The organism is Sphingomonas sp. (assembly GCF_030145815.1).
Lineage (GTDB): Bacteria > Pseudomonadota > Alphaproteobacteria > Sphingomonadales > Sphingomonadaceae > Sphingomonas.
The window spans coordinates 166779-183969 of record NZ_JAIXHL010000007.1 but is presented as its reverse complement, the minus strand read 5'-3'; the positions used below and the strand labels follow the sequence as shown (position 1 = coordinate 183969).

General features: G+C 67.0%; 16 protein-coding genes. 10 read left to right on the top strand and 6 right to left on the bottom strand.

The features are described from left to right. Positions 1-51 precede the first annotated feature (51 nt). The 3 genes from KYX69_RS08435 to KYX69_RS08425 form a co-directional block, all read right to left on the bottom strand. Positions 52-318: a PepSY domain-containing protein gene (locus KYX69_RS08435; protein ID WP_300496028.1), complete on the bottom strand. Its 267-nt coding sequence runs from the start codon at positions 316-318 to the stop codon at positions 52-54. A 179-nt stretch (positions 319-497) separates the two neighbouring features. Beyond that, positions 498-1301: an endonuclease/exonuclease/phosphatase family protein gene (locus KYX69_RS08430; protein ID WP_300496026.1), complete on the bottom strand. Its 804-nt coding sequence runs from the start codon at positions 1299-1301 to the stop codon at positions 498-500. A gap of 9 nt (positions 1302-1310) precedes the next feature. Beyond that, positions 1311-1766 (bottom strand): AAC(3)-I family aminoglycoside N-acetyltransferase, encoded by a 456-nt coding sequence (locus KYX69_RS08425; RefSeq protein WP_300496024.1) that lies wholly within the window; start codon positions 1764-1766, stop codon positions 1311-1313. A 51-nt stretch (positions 1767-1817) separates the two neighbouring features. On the opposite strand from KYX69_RS08425, the gene KYX69_RS08420 reads away from it, so the two are divergent. The 9 genes from KYX69_RS08420 to ftsH all read left to right on the top strand — a co-directional run bounded on the left by KYX69_RS08420 (position 1818) and on the right by ftsH (position 11609). Beyond that, the gene (locus KYX69_RS08420) at positions 1818-2321 is read left to right on the top strand and encodes a hypothetical protein (protein WP_300496022.1); all 504 of its coding nucleotides are present in this window, start codon (positions 1818-1820) and stop codon (positions 2319-2321) included. 47 nt (positions 2322-2368) lie between these two features. Continuing rightward, complete coding sequence (locus KYX69_RS08415) at positions 2369-3388, top strand: nitronate monooxygenase (protein ID WP_300496019.1); 1020 nt, start codon at positions 2369-2371, stop codon at positions 3386-3388. A 44-nt stretch (positions 3389-3432) separates the two neighbouring features. After that, complete coding sequence (locus KYX69_RS08410) at positions 3433-3669, top strand: hypothetical protein (RefSeq protein ID WP_300496017.1); 237 nt, start codon at positions 3433-3435, stop codon at positions 3667-3669. Next, a complete protein-coding gene (locus tag KYX69_RS08405) occupies positions 3666-4088 on the top strand; it encodes a type II toxin-antitoxin system VapC family toxin (protein WP_300496015.1) in 423 nt (140 codons plus the stop codon). Before KYX69_RS08410 ends, KYX69_RS08405 begins: the two co-directional genes overlap by 4 nt. A gap of 44 nt (positions 4089-4132) precedes the next feature. Next, positions 4133-6418 (top strand): phosphoenolpyruvate--protein phosphotransferase, encoded by a 2286-nt coding sequence (gene ptsP, locus KYX69_RS08400; RefSeq protein ID WP_300496012.1) that lies wholly within the window; start codon positions 4133-4135, stop codon positions 6416-6418. Between the two features lie 101 nt (positions 6419-6519). Then, entirely contained in the window at positions 6520-7500 is a 981-nt protein-coding gene (locus KYX69_RS08395) for a RodZ domain-containing protein (protein WP_300496009.1), read from the top strand. A 76-nt stretch (positions 7501-7576) separates the two neighbouring features. Then, positions 7577-8530: a tetratricopeptide repeat protein gene (locus KYX69_RS08390; RefSeq protein ID WP_300496008.1), complete on the top strand. Its 954-nt coding sequence runs from the start codon at positions 7577-7579 to the stop codon at positions 8528-8530. Further along, positions 8493-9581, top strand: a complete 1089-nt coding sequence (gene tilS, locus KYX69_RS08385) for a tRNA lysidine(34) synthetase TilS (RefSeq protein WP_300496006.1) — start codon at positions 8493-8495, stop codon at positions 9579-9581. The genes KYX69_RS08390 and tilS overlap by 38 nt, the downstream gene beginning before the upstream one ends. Positions 9582-9650: 69 nt before the next feature. After that, entirely contained in the window at positions 9651-11609 is a 1959-nt protein-coding gene (gene ftsH, locus KYX69_RS08380) for an ATP-dependent zinc metalloprotease FtsH (RefSeq protein WP_300496003.1), read from the top strand. Positions 11610-11646: 37 nt separating this feature from the next. On the opposite strand, the gene KYX69_RS08375 is transcribed toward ftsH, so the two are convergent. Both KYX69_RS08375 and KYX69_RS08370 read right to left on the bottom strand, forming a co-directional pair. Further along, positions 11647-13905 carry a hypothetical protein gene (locus KYX69_RS08375; RefSeq protein WP_300496002.1) on the bottom strand — a complete coding sequence of 753 codons (2259 nt, stop codon included), beginning with the start codon at positions 13903-13905 and terminating at the stop codon, positions 11647-11649. 14 nt (positions 13906-13919) lie between these two features. Further along, positions 13920-15620, bottom strand: coding sequence for an Hsp70 family protein (locus KYX69_RS08370; RefSeq protein WP_300495999.1), 1701 nt, complete (start codon positions 15618-15620; stop codon positions 13920-13922). Positions 15621-15744: 124 nt separating this feature from the next. On the opposite strand from KYX69_RS08370, the gene KYX69_RS08365 reads away from it, so the two are divergent. Beyond that, entirely contained in the window at positions 15745-16119 is a 375-nt protein-coding gene (locus KYX69_RS08365) for a hypothetical protein (protein ID WP_300495997.1), read from the top strand. A gap of 3 nt (positions 16120-16122) precedes the next feature. Here KYX69_RS08365 and KYX69_RS08360 read toward each other — a convergent pair whose 3' ends face one another. Further along, positions 16123-17178: a DUF3667 domain-containing protein gene (locus tag KYX69_RS08360; protein ID WP_300495995.1), complete on the bottom strand. Its 1056-nt coding sequence runs from the start codon at positions 17176-17178 to the stop codon at positions 16123-16125. Between the last annotated feature and the right edge of the window lie 13 nt (positions 17179-17191).

Here is a 17191-nt window from a genome sequence, read left to right as displayed (position 1 = left end):
AGTATATTCTATGGGTGGCCGGGTGGGGGAGCGGGCCGGTGCCGCAGCCGTTCAGTCTTCCAGCTCGCGCTTGACGATCTCATAGGTGCCGGGGCGCAGCTTGAGGTCGTAGCGCTTGCCATCAGGCATGCGCGCGTCATCGACTTCCCAATAGGGGCCGTCATCGTCCAGCTCGACCTCTTCCCAGCTGACGAAGCCGGCGGCGCGCACCGCCTTCTCGATTGCAGCGGCTTCGGTGGCGGTCGGTGCGCGGTCGGCAAGCGCGGGGGTCGCAGCGACCAGTGCCGCGCCAGCGGCGGCGAGGGCGATGAGTTTCATGATCAGTCCATCCTTTGCTCTGTGAAGCACAGGCCAGGGCGCAGCGCGCAACGCTGTCCGCATGCACCAGCCCGGCCGGTTTGATGCGTCCGACATCACGATCATAGGGATCGCCAGAGGGGCCCGGGCCGCCCCGCTTCAAAGCTTGGAGCGGCGGGGAGTTCCCGCCCCCGCTTCGCTCAGCGCGGCGTCAGCGTCGCCATCACCGCATAATGGTCTGACGGGAATTCGCCGTTCACCGCATCGGCAAAGCGGCGCGCACCGCTGACCTCGAACGCGCGCGGATCGGCGAAGATATGGTCGATCACCCTCGACTTGTGCCCGCGCTCGACCACCAGGGTCGTGTCCACCGCGCCCGGTGCCAGCGCCGGCTCAAGCCCGCGGATCGCGATCGGCGCGAGCGCGGCTTCGTCGAGCGGGGCGTTGAAATCGCCCATCAGCACCAGCGGCACATCGTCCGACGGTAGCCAGCCGAGCAGGCCGTTGATCTGCTGCGCGCGCACCGGCCCGGCATCGGGCTGGTGCGCCAGATGCGTGTTGACGATGTCGACCAGCCGCCCTTCGCTCCGCACCCGCACGCGCAGCGCGGTGCGATAGTCGTTGAACGGCTCCAGCTTGATCGTGTCGGTCTCGACCACCGGCAGACGGGTCAGGATCGCGTTACCATAGCGGTTGGCCGCGCCGACCGGCGAGGTCGACATGAACTCGACACGATAGCCGCCCAGCGCGGCGGCGATCGTCTCGGCCTGATTGGGCAGGTTCTTCTTCGAATCCTGCAGCACTTCCTGCAGGCCGATGACATCGGCATCGGCGGCCCGCAGCGCATCGACGATCAGCTTGAGCCGCAGCGGCCAGTTGCCCGCGTCGTGCCAGATGTTGAACGTCACCACCCGCAGCGGCTGGCGCGGCGCGGTGGGGCGCGGGGCGCAGGCGGCAAGCGGGGCTGCGGCAGCGGCGGCGAGCAGGGTGCGGCGATCGATCATGGCGCGGCTTTAGTCGGGATCGACCGGGATGTCGAAGTGCAACACATCCTCGCGCACCCCTAATTTGGTGTAGAGCGCGATCGCGGGCGGGTCGACATAATCGGCCTGCACATAGATCACCCACGCCCCGGCCGTGCGCGCGATCGGGCGCAGCGCGTCGATCAGCGCGGTGGCGATGCCGCGCCGCCGCTGCGCCTCCGCCACGGCGAGGTCGTAGATATAAATCTCGCTGCGCGCCTGCTCGAACTTGGGCAGGATATAAGCGGCGAGCGCACCGACCATCGCGCCATCGGCCTCGGCCACCAGTGCGATAAACTGCGGATTGGCGAGCAGCGCCGTGACGTGGTCCGGCCCGGGCGGCGCGGACAGATAGCTCTCTTCGTCCTCGAATTCCCGCGCGAACAGCGCGTTCATCGCCGCGAGCGCAGCGGCGTCATTCAGGCCGAGGCGGCGAATCTGCGACATGCACCCATCCTGCGTATTGAACTATGGCGCGTCCACCGCATTGTTGGCGCCATGCGCATCGTCATCCCCGGCCTCGCCCTGGCTCTCGCCGCCTGCTCACCCGCCCCGGTTCCGCCGAATGCGAGCAACGCCGAGCCGACACCGATCGAATCCGCCATTCCGCCTTCTCCCACGCCCAGCCCCACGCCGCTTGTGCTCGGTCGTGTAACCGAGGCCGCGGCGGCGCAGGTCAGCGGCGAGCTGCGCTGTGCCTTCCTGTCCGATACCAGCGATCTGCTGCTGGTCGGCGCGGGCGATGTCGACAAGGCGAGCCGCGCAACCGCTGTGGTAATGCGCGGCGCGACGCCGGTGCTGCTGACCGCGCGCGCACCCGGGGGATTCGATGCGATGGCGCAGGGCAGCAGCTTTGCCGACACCGACCTGACGGCATCGATCACGCGCGGCGCTCCGCGTGAAACCGGACATAAGGGGTCGAGCCATACCGCAACGCTGTCGGTCGAGGCGTCCGGCGCCGCGCCGCTGGCGATCGACGGCGTATGGGAATGCGGGCCCTGACCGCTCGCGGCTTGCCTAAATGCGCAGACCGGCGCTAGGCGAGCGGCATGAGCATTGGTGAACAGCGCCTTCAGCGCCGCATGGCGCGCGGCATCGAATTTCTGGGCAGCGAAACCGCCATCCTGTGCGGCGCGATGTCGTGGGTGAGCGAGCGCAACCTCGTCTCGGCCATCTCCAACGCGGGCGGGTTCGGCCTAATCGCGTGCGGCGCGATGACGCCCGAGCTGCTGGATGCGGAAATTGCCGGCACCAAGGCGCTGACCGACAAGCCGTTCGGCGTGAACCTGATCACCATGCATCCGCAGCTGTTCGACCTGATCGACGTGTGCGCGAAGCATGGCGTGACGCACATCGTCCTCGCGGGTGGCCTGCCCCCGGCGGGCTCGCTCGACGCGATCAAGGGCAATGGCGCCAAGCTGATCTGCTTCGCACCGGCGCTCAGCCTCGCCAAGAAGCTGATCCGCAGCGGCGTCGATGCGCTGGTGGTCGAGGGGATGGAGGCCGGCGGCCATATCGGCCCGGTTTCGACCAGCGTGCTCGCGCAGGATATCCTGCCCGAGGTGTCGGAACAGGTGCCGGTATTCGTCGCGGGCGGGATCGGTCGCGGCGAGGCGATTGCCGGCTATCTCGACATGGGCGCGGCGGGCGTCCAGCTCGGCACGCGCTTTGCCTGCGCGACCGAGAGCATCGCACATCCCAACTTCAAGAAAGCGTTCTTCCGGGCCAGCGCGCGCGACGCGATCTCCAGCGTCCAGATCGACCCGCGCCTGCCGGTCATCCCGGTGCGCGCGCTCAAGAACGCGTCATCCGAACTGTTCACCGCCAAGCAACGCGAGGTCGCGCAGCTGCTCGACGAGGGCAAGGTCGAGATGCTGGAGGCGCAGCTCCAGATCGAACATTATTGGGCAGGTGCGCTGCGCCGCGCGGTGATCGAGGGCGATGTCGACAATGGCTCGCTGATGGCCGGCCAGTCGGTCGGTATGGTGACCAAGGAGGAGCCGGTCGCCGACATCATCGCCCAGCTGATGGCCGAGGCGGCGGCGGCGCTGGAGAAGCGGGCGGCCTGAAGCTCGATGCTTGCATTTTGCTGGCGTTATGCTATCTTCGGCGAATGGCTACGCTCACCATTCGTAAGCTGGACGACGGCGTCTATGAACGACTGCGGATCCAAGCGCGTCAAAATCACCGCTCGATCGAAGCCGAAGCCCGGCATTTGCTGGGAGAACAACTCGGTGATCGTGACGTCGTGCTCGATGAGCTGGATGCGCTGCGACGCCGGATGGCCGAGAAATATGGCAGCTTTTCAGATAGTGTCGCACTGATCCGTCAGGTGCGCGACGCGGGATGATCGTCGTCGATGCCAGCGTCGCGGTCAAATGGCTGTTCGACGAAGCGGATAGCGGCGACGCCCGTGAATTGCTCAATCGGCACGACCAGCTTCAAGCGCCCGACCTGATGCTGAGTGAAGTCGGCGGTGCCATCGTCCGCCGTGTGAACGAGCGCGTCATCACGCGCGAGGACGGCGACGAGATTGCGGCAGCGTGGACCGGACTTTGGGCCTCCTCGGTGCTCGGTACGCATCCACTCGACGGGCTGATGGCCGGTCGCGCCATGAGCTTTGCAATGCTCTTGGGGCACCCGTTGCCGGACTGCATTTATCTGGCACTGGCGATGGAGTTGGACTGTCCGCTAATCACAGCCGACCGCAAATTCGCGCTGCGTGCATCGACGATCCACAATAGAATTCTGATCCTCGGCGATGTCTGACGCAAGGCTCGCCCCCGCCCGCGCAATCTGTTAGCGATTCGCTTATGCCCGTTTCCGCCGCCGCCTCCGCCCGCGAAATCCTGACGCGGTTGCACGACGTGATGGCGTCGCGCACCCCGGCGCAGTCCAAGCTGAACGCCGTGGTCGAGATCATCGGGGAGTCGCTGCGCAGCGAAGTGTGTTCGATCTACCTGCTGCGCGAAGGCGTGCTCGAACTGTTCGCGACGCGCGGCCTGGCGCAGGAGGCGGTGCATGTCACCAAGCTGGCGCTGGGCGAGGGTCTGGTCGGCACGATCGCCAAGAATGTCGAGACGTTGAACCTGGACGAGGCCGCGTCGCACCCCGACTTCGCCTATCGCCCCGAAACGGGCGAAGAGCGCTTCCACAGCTTTGCCGGCGTACCGATCATCCGCAAGGAGCGCGCCGTGGGCGTGCTCGCCGTGCAGCATGCCGATCCGCGCAAGTACGAAGAAGTTGAGATCGAGGCGCTGCAGACCGTCGCGATGGTGCTGTCGGAGCTGATCGCCAATGCCGGGCTGATCGACAGCGCTGACACAAGCGCGGGCGGATCGACGCGCGCCCAGCCGACCGCGACCGCGCGCATCGCCGGGTTCAAGCTGGTCGAGGGCATGGCCGCCGGTGCCGCCGTATTCCATCAGCCGCGCATCACCATCGAGCATACCGTGGCCGAGGATACCGAGGCCGAGCGCCACCGCGTCTATGCCGCGTTCGACAAGATGCGCGAGCAGATCGACCGCATGACCAGCCAGGCCGAGTTCGGCGTCGGCGGCGAGCATGAGGAGATCCTCGAGACATACAAGATGTTCGCCTATGACGAGGGCTGGGGCCGTCGCATCAACGAAGCGATCGACAGCGGCCTAACCGCCGAGGCGGCGATCGAGCGCGTGCAGCAGCGCACCCGGATGCGCATGCGGCAGATCGACGATCCCTTGCTGCGCGACCGGATGCACGATCTGGAGGATCTGTCCAACCGGCTGCTGCGCATCGTGTCGGGCCAGCTCGGCACCGCCGCGCAATTGGGGCTGCGGCAGGATTCGATCCTGATCGCGCGCAACCTCGGCCCGGCCGAGCTGCTCGAATATGACCGCCGCCGCCTTAAGGGCGTGATCCTGGAGGAAGGGTCGCTGACCGCGCATGTCACCATCGTCGCGCGCGCGATGGGGGTGCCGGTGCTGGGCCGGGTCAAGGATGTCCGCCGCCTGGTCGCGGAAGGCGACCGGCTGTTGCTCGACGTGACCGAGGAATCGGTCGTGGTGCGCCCGACGCACGCGATGGAAGAGGTGTTCGAGGCAAAGCTGCTGATCACGCAGAAGCGCCGCGCCGCCTTTGCCGCGATGCGCAACCAGTTGCCGGAGACGCGCGACGGGCACCGCGTGACGGTGATGGTCAATGCCGGCCTGCGCGACGATGTCGCCGCGCTCGACCTGACCGGCGCGGATGGGATTGGGCTGTTCCGCACCGAATTCCAGTTCCTCGTTTCCGCCACCCTGCCCCAGCGCGAGGGGCAGAAGCGCCTGTATCGCGACGTGCTGGAGGCGGCGGGCGACCGCCCCGTGATCTTCCGCACCGTCGATATCGGCGGCGACAAGGCGCTTCCCTATCTCGACCATGACGAGAATGGCGAGGAAGAGAACCCCGCCATGGGCTGGCGCGCGATCCGCTTGGCGCTCGACCGCGAAGGCCTGATGAAGGTGCAGGCGCGCGCGCTGCTCGAAGCCGCCGCCGGGCGCACGCTCAGCGTGATGTTCCCGATGGTGTCGGAGCCGTGGGAGTTCGAACAGGCGCGCGCGATCTTCGAGGCGCAGCGCAGCTGGCTGGAAGGGCGCGGGCACAAGCTGCCGCTGCACGTCCGCTACGGCGCGATGCTGGAAGTACCGGCGCTCGCCGAGGTGCTCGACATCCTGTTGCCGCAGATCGATTTCCTGTCGATCGGCACCAACGACCTGACCCAGTTCCTGTTCGCCGCCGACCGCGCGCATCCCAAGCTCGCGGTGCGCTATGACTGGCTTTCCCCGTCGATCCTGCGCTTCCTGCGCCGCGTGACGCGCGAGGCGCATGCGGCAAACGTGCCGGTGGCGGTGTGCGGCGAGATGGGCGGACGGCCGCTGGAGGCGATGGCGCTGATCGGCCTGGGCATCGATCGCCTGTCGATCACCCCGGCGGCGGTCGGCCCGGTCAAGGCGATGGTGCGGAGCCTGGACCATGCCGCGCTGGTCACGGCGATGGAGGCGTTGCTGGCCAAGCCGCCGCGCGACATGCGCGCCGCGCTGGAAGACTGGGCGGTCGCACACGGCGTCGAGCTCGCCTGACGCAAAAGCCCGACGCATGTCGGCATTTCAGGTAGTGCGCACGTTGACACTCCTTTAAGGAATGCAGCAAGGCGCGACGCAAAGGCACCGGAGGGAATTGAATGGACGGCGAACCGGGCGACACCCCGAACCTGTTTCCGGTGAAGGTCGGGGAGAAGCTGCGCGACGCGCGTCTGGCGCAGGGGCTGGAATTGTCCGATGTCGCTGCGCGCACGCGCGTGCCGCTGCGCCATCTCGCGGCGATCGAGGCGTCGGACTATTCAGGCCTGCCTTCGACCACCTATGCGATCGGCTTCGTTAAGGCCTATGCGCGCGCAGTCGGCGCGGATGAGGTCGCCCTGGCCCGCGAGCTGCGCGACGAGACGGCATCGACCTTTGCCGCGCGCGAAGTCTATGAAAGCTATGACCCGGAAGATCCGGTGCGCGAACCGCCGAGCGCGCTGGCCTGGGGCGGCGCGATCGTGGCGATCCTGCTGCTCGCCGCCGTCGGCCTGTGGTATGGCACCGACCTGTTCCGCGGCGGCACCAGCGCTGCACCCGAACCGACGCCGACCGCGCTCGCCACGCCCGACGCTGCACCGACCGAGGCTGCGCCGCCCACGACCGGCGGGCAGGTCACGCTGATCGCGCAGCAACCGGTGTGGCTGCGCATCTATGACGCGACGGGTGCGCGCCTGTTCGAAAAGGAAATGACGATCGGTGAGCGCTATGACGTGCCTGCCGATGCCAATGGTCCGATGATCAATGTCGGGCGGCCGGAGGCGGTACAGGTGACGATCGACGGGGTCGCGGTGGAACCGCTCGGCCGTCCGGGCGTCGCGATCAAGGATGTGCCGATCAGCGCCGACGCGCTGCGCATGCGCGGTCAGCCGACCCCTGCCGCGACGGCGACGGCGACACCAGCGCCAGCCGCGACGCGGCCACAGGGCGCTGCGGCAACCCGGGCGCCGGCCACGACGCGCACGCCGACACCCCGTCCGAGCCCGACCCGCACCCCGACGGCGCAACCTTCCTTCGCGCCGCCCTCTCCGGTGGTACAGCCGATCGCGACACCGGCACCCGCGGACGGGCCGGGTGCTTAAGGCTGGGGTCAGCATCGGCAACACAGTAAATGATGCTATAACGAGTTGAGCGAAGCGTACGCGGGTGGGGAATGACATGCGGTTTCTGAACAAGAGTGCGGCGATGGCGGTGGTGCTGGCGGGGATGGCGTCGATCGCCATGCCGGTGGCGGCACAAACCAGCCGCGACGGGATCGAGGGCCGGGTCGACCGGCTGGAGCGCGAGATGCGCGCGGTGCAGCGCAAGGTGTTTCCGGGCGGAGCCGGTCAGACGGTCGAGCCGCAGATCACCACCCCCGACCGCAGCAGCCCTGCGCCCGGCATCCCCGCGAGCGGCGTGGTCAGCGACCTTACCGCGCGCGTCAGTGCGCTTGAATCCCAGCAATCCGCACTGACCGGGCAGATCGAGCAGAACCAGTATCGCCTGCGCCAGCTGGAAGAGGCGTTCACCGCCTATAAGCGCTCGACCGATGCGCGGTTGAAGGCGCTGGAGGATGGCGCGTCGGCGGTCGGCGGCAACGCCCCGGTCACCGGCATCGGCACGACGCCGGCACCGACCCCCGCCCCGCGTCCCACGACGCCGCGTCCGACCACGCCTGCCCCGACGACCAGCACGCCGACCGCGCCGGTTCCAGGGATCGAGCGCCCGAGCACGGGCGATGCAGCGGAAGACAGCTACACCTATGGCTTCCGCCTGTGGCAGGCCAAGCAATATGACAAGGCGATCGTCGAACTGCGCAGCGTGGTGCAGAAGCATCCCAAGCATCGCCGCGCCAGCTATGCCCAGAATTTGCTCGGCCGCGCGCTGCTCGATCAGGGCAAGCCCGCGCTCGCCGCGACCGCCTTCTTCGAAAACTATCAGAAGATGCCCAATGGCGAGCGCGCGCCGGACTCGCTCTATTACCTGGCGCAAGCGCTGGTGAAGATGAAGAAGCCGGCGAGCGAGGTCTGCAAGGTCTATGACGAACTGACCCAGGTCTATGGCGACCGCCTCTCCGAAGCGATGAAGATGGATGTCGCCACCGGCCGTTCCGCCAGCAAGTGCCGCTGACGCGCTGAACCCGCTCGATCCGGTGTGGGTCGAGCGGTTTCGGCGCGATCTGGAGGCGGCGCTCGGAAAGCCGGTTGATGGGACGCTGGCACTCGCGGTTTCTGGCGGCCCCGACAGCATGGCCATGCTCACCTTGGCCAGCGCGGCGTTTCCCGGACGCATTGCGGCGGCGACGGTCGATCACCGGTTGCGAGCCGCTAGTGCCGATGAAGCGCAGATGGTCGCCGATTGGTGCGCGACAGCTGGCATTCCCCACGCGACGCTCCAGCCCCCGCGGCGCATCTTCCGATCCAATGTGCAGGCCGATGCGCGCCATCTGCGCTACGATCTGCTCGGCCAATGGGCCATCGAAACGGGTGCGCACGCGCTGCTGACCGCGCATCATTGCGACGATCAGGCTGAGACGTTTCTCATGCGCGCGCGACGTGGATCGGGTCCCGGAGGGCTGGGCGGTATCCGCACGCAATGGCGCTGGGAACGGCAGCGGTGGCGCAAGGGCTATCCGAAAGCCGGCGTGGCGGCAGTTGCGGATGTCGACGGCGTTGCGGTCGTGCGCCCCTTGCTCGACTGGCGGCGCGCCGAACTGCGCGCAATTGCCGAGCAGGCCGCAATCCCGTTTGTCGATGACCCGAGCAATGCGGACGACCGGTTCGACCGCGTTCGGATGCGACAGCTGCTTGCGCAGAACCCGTGGCTCGATCCGGTTGCGCTGGCGCGATCCGCGCGGATTTGCGGGGAGAACGATGCCGCTCTGGCCGCGATGATGGACTGGATCGGGCGTGAGCGGACGCTGCCCAGCGGTGTTTCGGAGCGGCACATCGACATGAGCGGGCTGCCCCGCGAGCTGCGGCGGAGGCTGGCGCGCGAAGCGATCGGCTATGTCCGCCTGATCGACGGGGTAACCGAGGGCAATTGGGGCGATTCGACCAACATCGAATCCCTGCTCGACGCACTCGACGCCGGGTCCTCCGCCACCCAGGCCGGGGTTCTGGCGCAGGCTAAAGGCGAAATCTGGCACTTCCGCCCCGCTCCGCCGCGTCGATCACTCTGATCGAAGCTGTTCCATTGCCATTAACCTGCGACCGCCTATCTTGTGCGCTGAGGAAGGTGCATTCGACCCATGAGCGACGACAACAAGACTCCCGGCCCTGAGAATAACGGCAATCCGTGGATGAAAAGCCTGCTGGTGTGGGTCGGCATCCTCGCCGCGCTGGCGCTGTTCGTGAACATGATGGGCATGCCCAACAGCGCGGCGACCGGCACGACGATCGCCTATTCGGAATTCCTCGACAATGTCGAACAGGGCAAGGTCAAGGAGGTCAATGTCGCGGGCAACGTCATCACCGGCACGCTGACCAGCGACGCGAAGTTTCGCACCAATGCCGTTCCCAATCCCGAACTGATCCCGACGCTGCGCAAGCAGGGCGTGACGATCAGCGCGCGGCCGGAAGAAGGCCCGTCGATCTGGCAATATGTGCTGGTCCAGGCGCTGCCGTTCCTGTTGTTCCTCGGCATCGCCTTCTTCGTGCTGCGCCAGATGCAGAAGGGCTCCGGCTCGGGCGCGATGGGCTTTGGCAAGTCGCGCGCCAAGCTGCTGACCCAGAAGGAAGGCAAGGTCACGTTCGACGACGTTGCCGGCATCGACGAGGCGCGCGAAGAGCTGGAAGAGGTCGTCGAATTCCTCAAGGACCCGACCAAATTCGCCCGCCTTGGCGGCAAGATCCCGAAGGGCGCGCTGCTGGTCGGCTCGCCCGGCACCGGCAAGACATTGCTCGCCCGCGCGATCGCGGGTGAGGCGGGCGTGCCGTTCTTCACCATCTCCGGCTCGGATTTCGTCGAAATGTTCGTCGGCGTCGGCGCAAGCCGCGTACGCGACATGTTCGAACAGGCCAAGAAGAGCGCCCCTTGCATCGTCTTCATCGACGAAATCGACGCGGTCGGCCGCCATCGCGGCGCAGGCCTCGGCAATGGCAATGACGAGCGCGAGCAGACGCTGAACCAGCTGCTGGTCGAGATGGACGGCTTTGAAGCCAATGAAGGCATCATCATCGTCGCGGCGACCAACCGCCCCGACGTGCTCGATCCCGCGCTGCTGCGTCCGGGCCGCTTCGATCGTCAGGTCGTCGTGCCGCGCCCGGATATCGAAGGCCGCGTGAAGATCCTGCAGGTCCATATGAAGAAGGTGCCGCTGGCGCCCGACGTCGATGCCCGCACCATCGCGCGCGGCACGCCCGGCTTCTCGGGCGCCGACCTTGCCAACCTCGTCAACGAAGCCGCGCTGATGGCGGCGCGCAAGGGCAAGCGCCTCGTCGCGATGAGCGAGTTCGAGGATGCCAAGGACAAGGTGATGATGGGGGCCGAGCGGCGTTCGATGGTGATGACCGACGATGAGAAGCGGATGACCGCCTATCACGAGGCCGGTCACGCGATCGTGTCGCTGCACGAACCGGCATCGGACCCGATCCACAAGGCGACGATCATCCCGCGCGGCCGCGCGCTGGGCATGGTCATGCGCCTGCCGGAGCGTGACAGCTACAGCTATCACCGCGACAAGATGTACGCGAACCTCGCCGTCGCCATGGGCGGGCGCGTCGCCGAAGAGATCATCTTCGGCTATGACAAGGTCTCGTCGGGCGCGAGCGGCGACATCCAGTACGCCACCGGCCTTGCCCGCGACATGATCACGAAGTGGGGCATGTCCGACAAGCTTGGCCCGGTCGAATATTCGCAGCCCGAGGGCGAAAGCTTCCTCGGCTATTCGGCCTCGCAGCCGCGGCACATGTCGAACGAGACCCAGCAGCTGATCGATCACGAGATCAAGGCGACGGTCGAAGGCGGCCTCAAGCGTGCGCGCGATGTGCTGACCGAGCATATCGACCAGCTGCACCAGCTGGCCGGCGCGCTGCTCGAATATGAGACGCTGTCGGGCGACGAGATCAAGAAGCTGCTGAGCGACGGCGATATCGGGCGCCCCGATCCGTCGACGATCAAGGGCCCGGTCGGTGTCGCGGGAACCTCGATCCCCAAGACCCGCCGCCCCAAGGGCCCGTTCGGCAACCCGGCCCCGCAGGGGGCGTAACGGACTATCCTCCCCCGCAAGGGGGAGGATCACGGGCTTACTTCTTCTCGGCCTTGGCCTTTGCCCGCTGCGTCAGCGCCGTCCGCATCGTCCGGGCGATGTCGATATCGTCCAAAGCCACCAGCGCCTCCAGCATCACGATCCGCGCGTCGCATTTGGCCGTCGCGTCCTTGCCCTCCAGCGCGTCTGCCAGCTTGTTTGCGGCCGCGATGTCGCCATTGGTCGCCGTCTGCAACAGCTCCATCAGCGGCACCTCACGGCCCTTGCTCAGCTCGCGCAACACCAGCAGCGGCGCGCCCGCCACCTCCAGCGCATGGGCATAGTGCCGCTGACGAAACTCCCGGCTCAGCACGTTACCCTCGATGTCACGCTCCCCGGCACAGGCACGTACGTCCGCCTTGCGCAACTCGCGCGCCCGGGCGAGGCGAATGTCCATCTCCGCCGCGATCAGCGCCGACCCGACCAGCGGTAGCCGCTTCTGATAGGCGGTGTTCACCAGCGCATCGATCGCACGATAGCCCTCGTCATGCTTGCGCGTGCCGACGGCCATGTCCTTCCGGATCGCCGCGACCTCTTCATAGAGCTTCGGATTGCCGGCCTTGAGCGCGCGGAACCCCGGCTCGGACGCTTCCAGCGCCTTCATCGGATCGGCCGGCACGACCGAAATCGGCACCGGAAGCGCGCCAGTCTTCTCCCGCTCCGGCGCGGACATGACCGCGGCGACGATGACGATCGCCCATAGCAGCATGTTCGCCAGCGCCGCGACGCCGCTGCCGCGCCCGTCGGGATCGCCTGCGCGCAGCCCGCTCATCAGCACCAGCGACGTCCCCGCCGCCGCGCCCCAGGGGATCAGCGGCGTGTCGGGGATCCAGTCGCTGCGCACGATCGCGCCGACGATCAGCGCGACCATGATGCCGAGCGCAATCAGCACCGGGCGCGACGCGATCACCCGCGCGATGGCGTCCCGCGCCGACAATCCGACGATGCCGGCGGACAGGCCGAACAACAACGTCAGCGCCTGTTCCCCCACGTTCATCGCGAAAAATGCCGGCCCGATGAACGCACCGGCAATCGCCAGCATCACCATCCGCTGCCAGCTCAGGCCAGCAATCTCCTCCGCGCTGTCGAGCACGAAGATCGTGATCGCCAGGATCAGGAACGCCGCCCCCAACCCGCCCGCAATCCACGGCGTCGCCGGCGCGCCGATCGCGGCCGCGGTGAGGACCAGCCACAGGCCCAGCCGCCAGCCGGCACCGCGCGACCGCACCACCCCCTGCCGCGCCGCGCGCCAGCGCATCGGCGTGACGAACCGCCAATGCGCCAGCGACAGGACAAGGCCGCCAGCGCCTGCGCCCACCGCACCCCATAACCGCACCGTCGGCGTCGCGCCCAGCACCGCAAACAGCGCCGCCACCACCCCGCCCAGCAGCAGCAATGCCACCTCGACCGACCCGAAACGCGGCGCGTCGAGATGCGCGCGCCACCATTCCACCGCCTTGGGGTGAAAGCTGTGCGCAATCCCGGGCACGTCGTAATCGGCCAGATCGAATAGCTGGCGCACCTGCCCCGCCGTTCCGGGACGCAGCGCGCGCAGCCGCCGCAGCCAGTTGGGCGACTTGCCATCGATCAGTGCACGCCAGCCCCGCGCCAGCGCATGACCGCGCCCGAACGACGCGATCAGCCGCCATTCGTCCAGCCGCGCACGCAACGCCCACACGGCGTGCGGGTGATTACCCTCCCCCTCCCAGCCGAACGCCGCCATCGCTTCGCGCAGGATCGCGTCGCTGCGCGGAATGGTATCGGCGATCAGCGCGGCGATCCGGTATTCGGCATAGGCACGCCGATCGAGTTCGATCAGTGCCGGGGCCGCCATCACAGCGTCGAACGCGGCGCGAATGCCGTCGCGATCCTTGAACCACGGCCCGCGCAGCCCCGCTTCCAGTTCGGCAAAGCGCCGCTCGAACTCCGCCGCATCCGCCGCGCGCTCGACCTCCAGCGGGTCAGGCTCCGGGGGCGGCAGCGGCTCCGCCTCGGGCAGCGCATCGCCGTCGGGCGCGATCTCCTCCCAAATCGGGGTCAATGTCAGCCCGGCGCGCGCAGCCTCCGTTGCCGCGTCGTCCTCTTCATCGTCCCAATCATCGAACTGCTGGTAATCGACCCAGCGCAGCGCCTCTTCGTAAGCCGCACGCAATTCCTTGAAGCCGGCGGCGTCATCTTCGGGATTGGTGACCTTCAGCTTGGCGGCATAGGCACGGCGGACGGTCGCGCGGTCGCTGCCGCGCGGAACGCCCAGCACGCGCCACCATTGCCTCACAGAAAGGTCTCGCCCTCAAGCTGGTCGAGCGCGGCGTGAAGTTCCTTGCGCGCGGTTTCGATCACGCGCGGGTCCTGCGTCTCCAGCGCGGCCATGAAGCGCGACATCACTTCGTCCACCCAGTAACGCTGCTCGCCCAGGAAGTTCTCGAAGCATTTCTCGCCGCGCGCGATCGCCGCCTTGTTCTCCGCCTCGTCGCGCGGATGCACCTTCAGGCCCGCCAGCGCCGCCCGCGCCTTTTCCAGCGCGGCCGGATCGGCGACATTGCCGTCGTTGATCGTCAGGCTGACCCGCTGGCCCGTTTCGGGCACCAGAATATCGACTTCCAGCAGCCCCGACACGTCGTAGGAAAAGCGCACGTCGATCGCCTGCCCCGCCGGCGCGCGCGGCACCGTAACCTTGGTATTGCCGATCTCGACATTGTCGCGCACGAGCCGCGCTTCGCCCTGATAGATGCCGAATTCGACCACGGTCTGGTTATTGTGCATCGTGCTGAAACGATGCTCGCGGCTCGCGGGAATGACGGTGCCGCGTTCGATGATCGGAGCGAACAGCCCATCCTCGATCCCGCCGCCGGGCAGCCGCCGCGCCACGCCGACGCCCAGCGAATAGGGGCAGACATCGGTGACCACGACTTCCTTCAGCGCCGAATCGCGCGACTTCAGTCCCGCCTGCACCGCCGCGCCCAGCGCGACGGCTTCGTCCGGATTGACCGTCGCATTGGGGAAGCGGCCGAACATCCGCGTCACCGCGCTGCGCACCAGCGGCATCCGCGTCGCACCGCCGATCAGGATGATCTCGCTCAGTTCCGCGCTCTTGATCCCCGAATCGCGCATCGATCGGAGGACGGGTTCGCGCAGCCGGTCGATCAACGGCTTGGCCGCCTCCTCGAACGCGGCGGCGGTGACGGTGTGGCGATACTCGGCATCGTTCCACACGATCCGCATCTCGGCCTCACCCGCGCTGCTCAGCGCCCGGCGCGCGCGTTCGGCGGCTTCGCGCAGCTTCTGGTGCAGCGCGTCGTCGCCACGCCCGGCATTGCCAAACGCGTCCGCATGCGCGTCGCGCATCAGGCCGACCAGCAACTCGTTGAAATCCTCCCCGCCCAGATGATTGTCGCCGGTCGAGGCGCGGACTTCGATGATCCCTTCGAAAATCTCGACGATCGACACGTCGAACGTGCCCCCGCCCAAGTCGAACACCAGGAAACGCGATTCGTCGGCCAGCTGGTGGATGCCATAGGCGAGCGCGGCGGCGGTCGGTTCGTTGACCAGCCGCTCGACCTTCAGCCCGGCCAGTTCGCCCGCGCGGTGCGTCGCCTTGCGCTGCTTGTCGTTGAAATAGGCGGGGACGGTGATCACCGCCTCGGTTACTTCCTGCCCCAGAAACGCCTCGGCATCGGCCTTCAGGCTGCGGAGCACCAGCGCGGACAGTTCCTCCGGCGCGAAGCTGCGCTTGCCCAGCTTGGTCGTGCGCTGCGTGCCCATATAGCGTTTGAACGCCGTCACCGTCGCGTCGGGGTGGCTCGCCATTCGCTCGCGCGCGGCCAGGCCGGTAATGACGTCGCCATTGGCGTCGATGCTGACCGCCGAGGGGGTGAGGAAATGGCCGAGCCGGTTGGGGATCAGCTCCGCCGCCCCGTCGCGAAAGACCGCCGCGGCACTGTTCGTGGTGCCGAGGTCGATACCGATAATCATGTTACTGGGTCCCCCGTCGAATCGCCGCGACTCTAGCGGGCGACGCGCGCCTGTGAAGCGGGCGAATTCATATGGCGTTCAAGCGATTTGTCGTGTTGTTTCACCGGATCACGGGAGGGTGTGGATGCGGACGATTCTGGCAGTGGTTGCGAGTGCAGCGTTGGTACTTCCCGCAAGCGCACAGGCGATGAGCGTCGCCGAGTTTCTGGCCAAGGCGAATGCGCTCAAGGCCAAAGGCTTTCTCGCCATCGGCTCGTCGGACATCAAATTGCTGCGGACCGAGGTCGAACGCGCGTCGGACGCCTATCGCAGCGATCTGGCCAGCGCCAAGGCGGCGGGCCGCGCCCCGCACAGTTGCCCTCCGCCCAAGGGCAAGGCCAAGATCGGCAGCAACGAACTCATGGCCGAGTTTGAGGCGATCCCCGCCGCCAAGCGCAACATGAGCGTGAAGACCGCCTTTTACGCGATGATGAAGAAGCGCTTCCCCTGCAAAGGCTGAGCTTCAGCCCAGCAGGCCGAGCCCCAGCAGCAACAACCCGAATAGCGTGACGATGATGCTGATGAAGATCAGCAGCGCGAAGGTGCGCAACAGCGCCTTCCAGGCGGGCTGGCGATAGGCGCCCTTGAGCTGGAAAAAGATGTGTATCGGCGGCGCGAACACCGCGATCGTCGCGATGGCGTCCTCCGGCACGCCCAGGGCGGAACCGATCATCAGCGCAATAAACAACAGCGACATGAAGGCGAGCGAATAGGTGACGAAGACCGCATGGTCATAGCCGCGATATTGCCGCCGCCATGCGAACATCAGCCAAACGAATGGGATCGACAGCGGGATCAGTGCCCAGCTGAACTTGTAGCTGTTGGTCTGCAGCTTGTAGAGCGCGAGGCCGGGGTTCTTCTCCATCTTCGCGAGCCCTTTGTCGAGCCGCTTCCACCCGGTCGTGAAGCCGGAGGGCAATCCGGTCCGCCCGCTCAGCGTGGTCGGAATCCGGTTGAGCTCGGCAAGGTCGGTCGACAGCTTCGCAATCTTCGCATCGAGCTTCGCCGCGCGCTCGCTCCCCGGCTCGGCAGTCGCTCGCGCTTCCCGTGCATCGGCCAGCGCTTCCTGCGTATTGTTGCGCGCAAACTGCAGGCCCTGTTCAAACTGCGCCGTGCTGCCGACCTCGGCCGGTGGCGACACGCCCATGATCTGCAGCACCGCGAACATCGTAAAGACCGAGAACAGGAACATCGCCATCGGCGACACGAAATGCGCGCGCTCGCCAAAGATGTATCGGCGCGTCAACTCGCCGGGACGGAAGGTCAGCAGCGGAAGCGTGTTCCACAGCTTCCCCTCGAAATGGACGACGCCGTGGAGGATTTCATGCCAGATCGCACCGATCGTGCGGTGAACATGCCCGACCTGACCGCAGCGGTGACAATGCGGGCCGAGCAACTCGGTCCCGCAATTCAGGCAGATGCCACCATGGCTATCGTCGCCATGCGCGCCCGATCGCTCGACCGCACGGCCGAGCAATGTCCCCGTGACCAGATCCCCGGCTGCGTCGAATTCCCCCATGAAGCTCATCTAT

Excerpts from the sequence above, each read along its gene's own strand:
- KYX69_RS08435 (WP_300496028.1), bottom strand. The coding sequence starts at position 318 with ATGAAACTCATCGCCCTCGCCGCCGCTGGCGCGGCACTGGTCGCTGCG.
- KYX69_RS08430 (WP_300496026.1), bottom strand. The coding sequence starts at position 1,301 with ATGATCGATCGCCGCACCCTGCTCGCCGCCGCTGCCGCAGCCCCGCTT.
- KYX69_RS08425 (WP_300496024.1), bottom strand. The coding sequence starts at position 1,766 with ATGTCGCAGATTCGCCGCCTCGGCCTGAATGACGCCGCTGCGCTCGCG.
- KYX69_RS08420 (WP_300496022.1), top strand. The coding sequence starts at position 1,818 with ATGCGCATCGTCATCCCCGGCCTCGCCCTGGCTCTCGCCGCCTGCTCA.
- KYX69_RS08415 (WP_300496019.1), top strand. The coding sequence starts at position 2,369 with ATGAGCATTGGTGAACAGCGCCTTCAGCGCCGCATGGCGCGCGGCATC.
- KYX69_RS08410 (WP_300496017.1), top strand. The coding sequence starts at position 3,433 with ATGGCTACGCTCACCATTCGTAAGCTGGACGACGGCGTCTATGAACGA.
- KYX69_RS08405 (WP_300496015.1), top strand. The coding sequence starts at position 3,666 with ATGATCGTCGTCGATGCCAGCGTCGCGGTCAAATGGCTGTTCGACGAA.
- ptsP (WP_300496012.1), top strand. The coding sequence starts at position 4,133 with ATGCCCGTTTCCGCCGCCGCCTCCGCCCGCGAAATCCTGACGCGGTTG.
- KYX69_RS08395 (WP_300496009.1), top strand. The coding sequence starts at position 6,520 with ATGGACGGCGAACCGGGCGACACCCCGAACCTGTTTCCGGTGAAGGTC.
- KYX69_RS08390 (WP_300496008.1), top strand. The coding sequence starts at position 7,577 with ATGCGGTTTCTGAACAAGAGTGCGGCGATGGCGGTGGTGCTGGCGGGG.
- tilS (WP_300496006.1), top strand. The coding sequence starts at position 8,493 with ATGTCGCCACCGGCCGTTCCGCCAGCAAGTGCCGCTGACGCGCTGAAC.
- ftsH (WP_300496003.1), top strand. The coding sequence starts at position 9,651 with ATGAGCGACGACAACAAGACTCCCGGCCCTGAGAATAACGGCAATCCG.
- KYX69_RS08370 (WP_300495999.1), bottom strand. The coding sequence starts at position 15,620 with ATGATTATCGGTATCGACCTCGGCACCACGAACAGTGCCGCGGCGGTC.
- KYX69_RS08365 (WP_300495997.1), top strand. The coding sequence starts at position 15,745 with ATGCGGACGATTCTGGCAGTGGTTGCGAGTGCAGCGTTGGTACTTCCC.
- KYX69_RS08360 (WP_300495995.1), bottom strand. The coding sequence starts at position 17,178 with ATGGGGGAATTCGACGCAGCCGGGGATCTGGTCACGGGGACATTGCTC.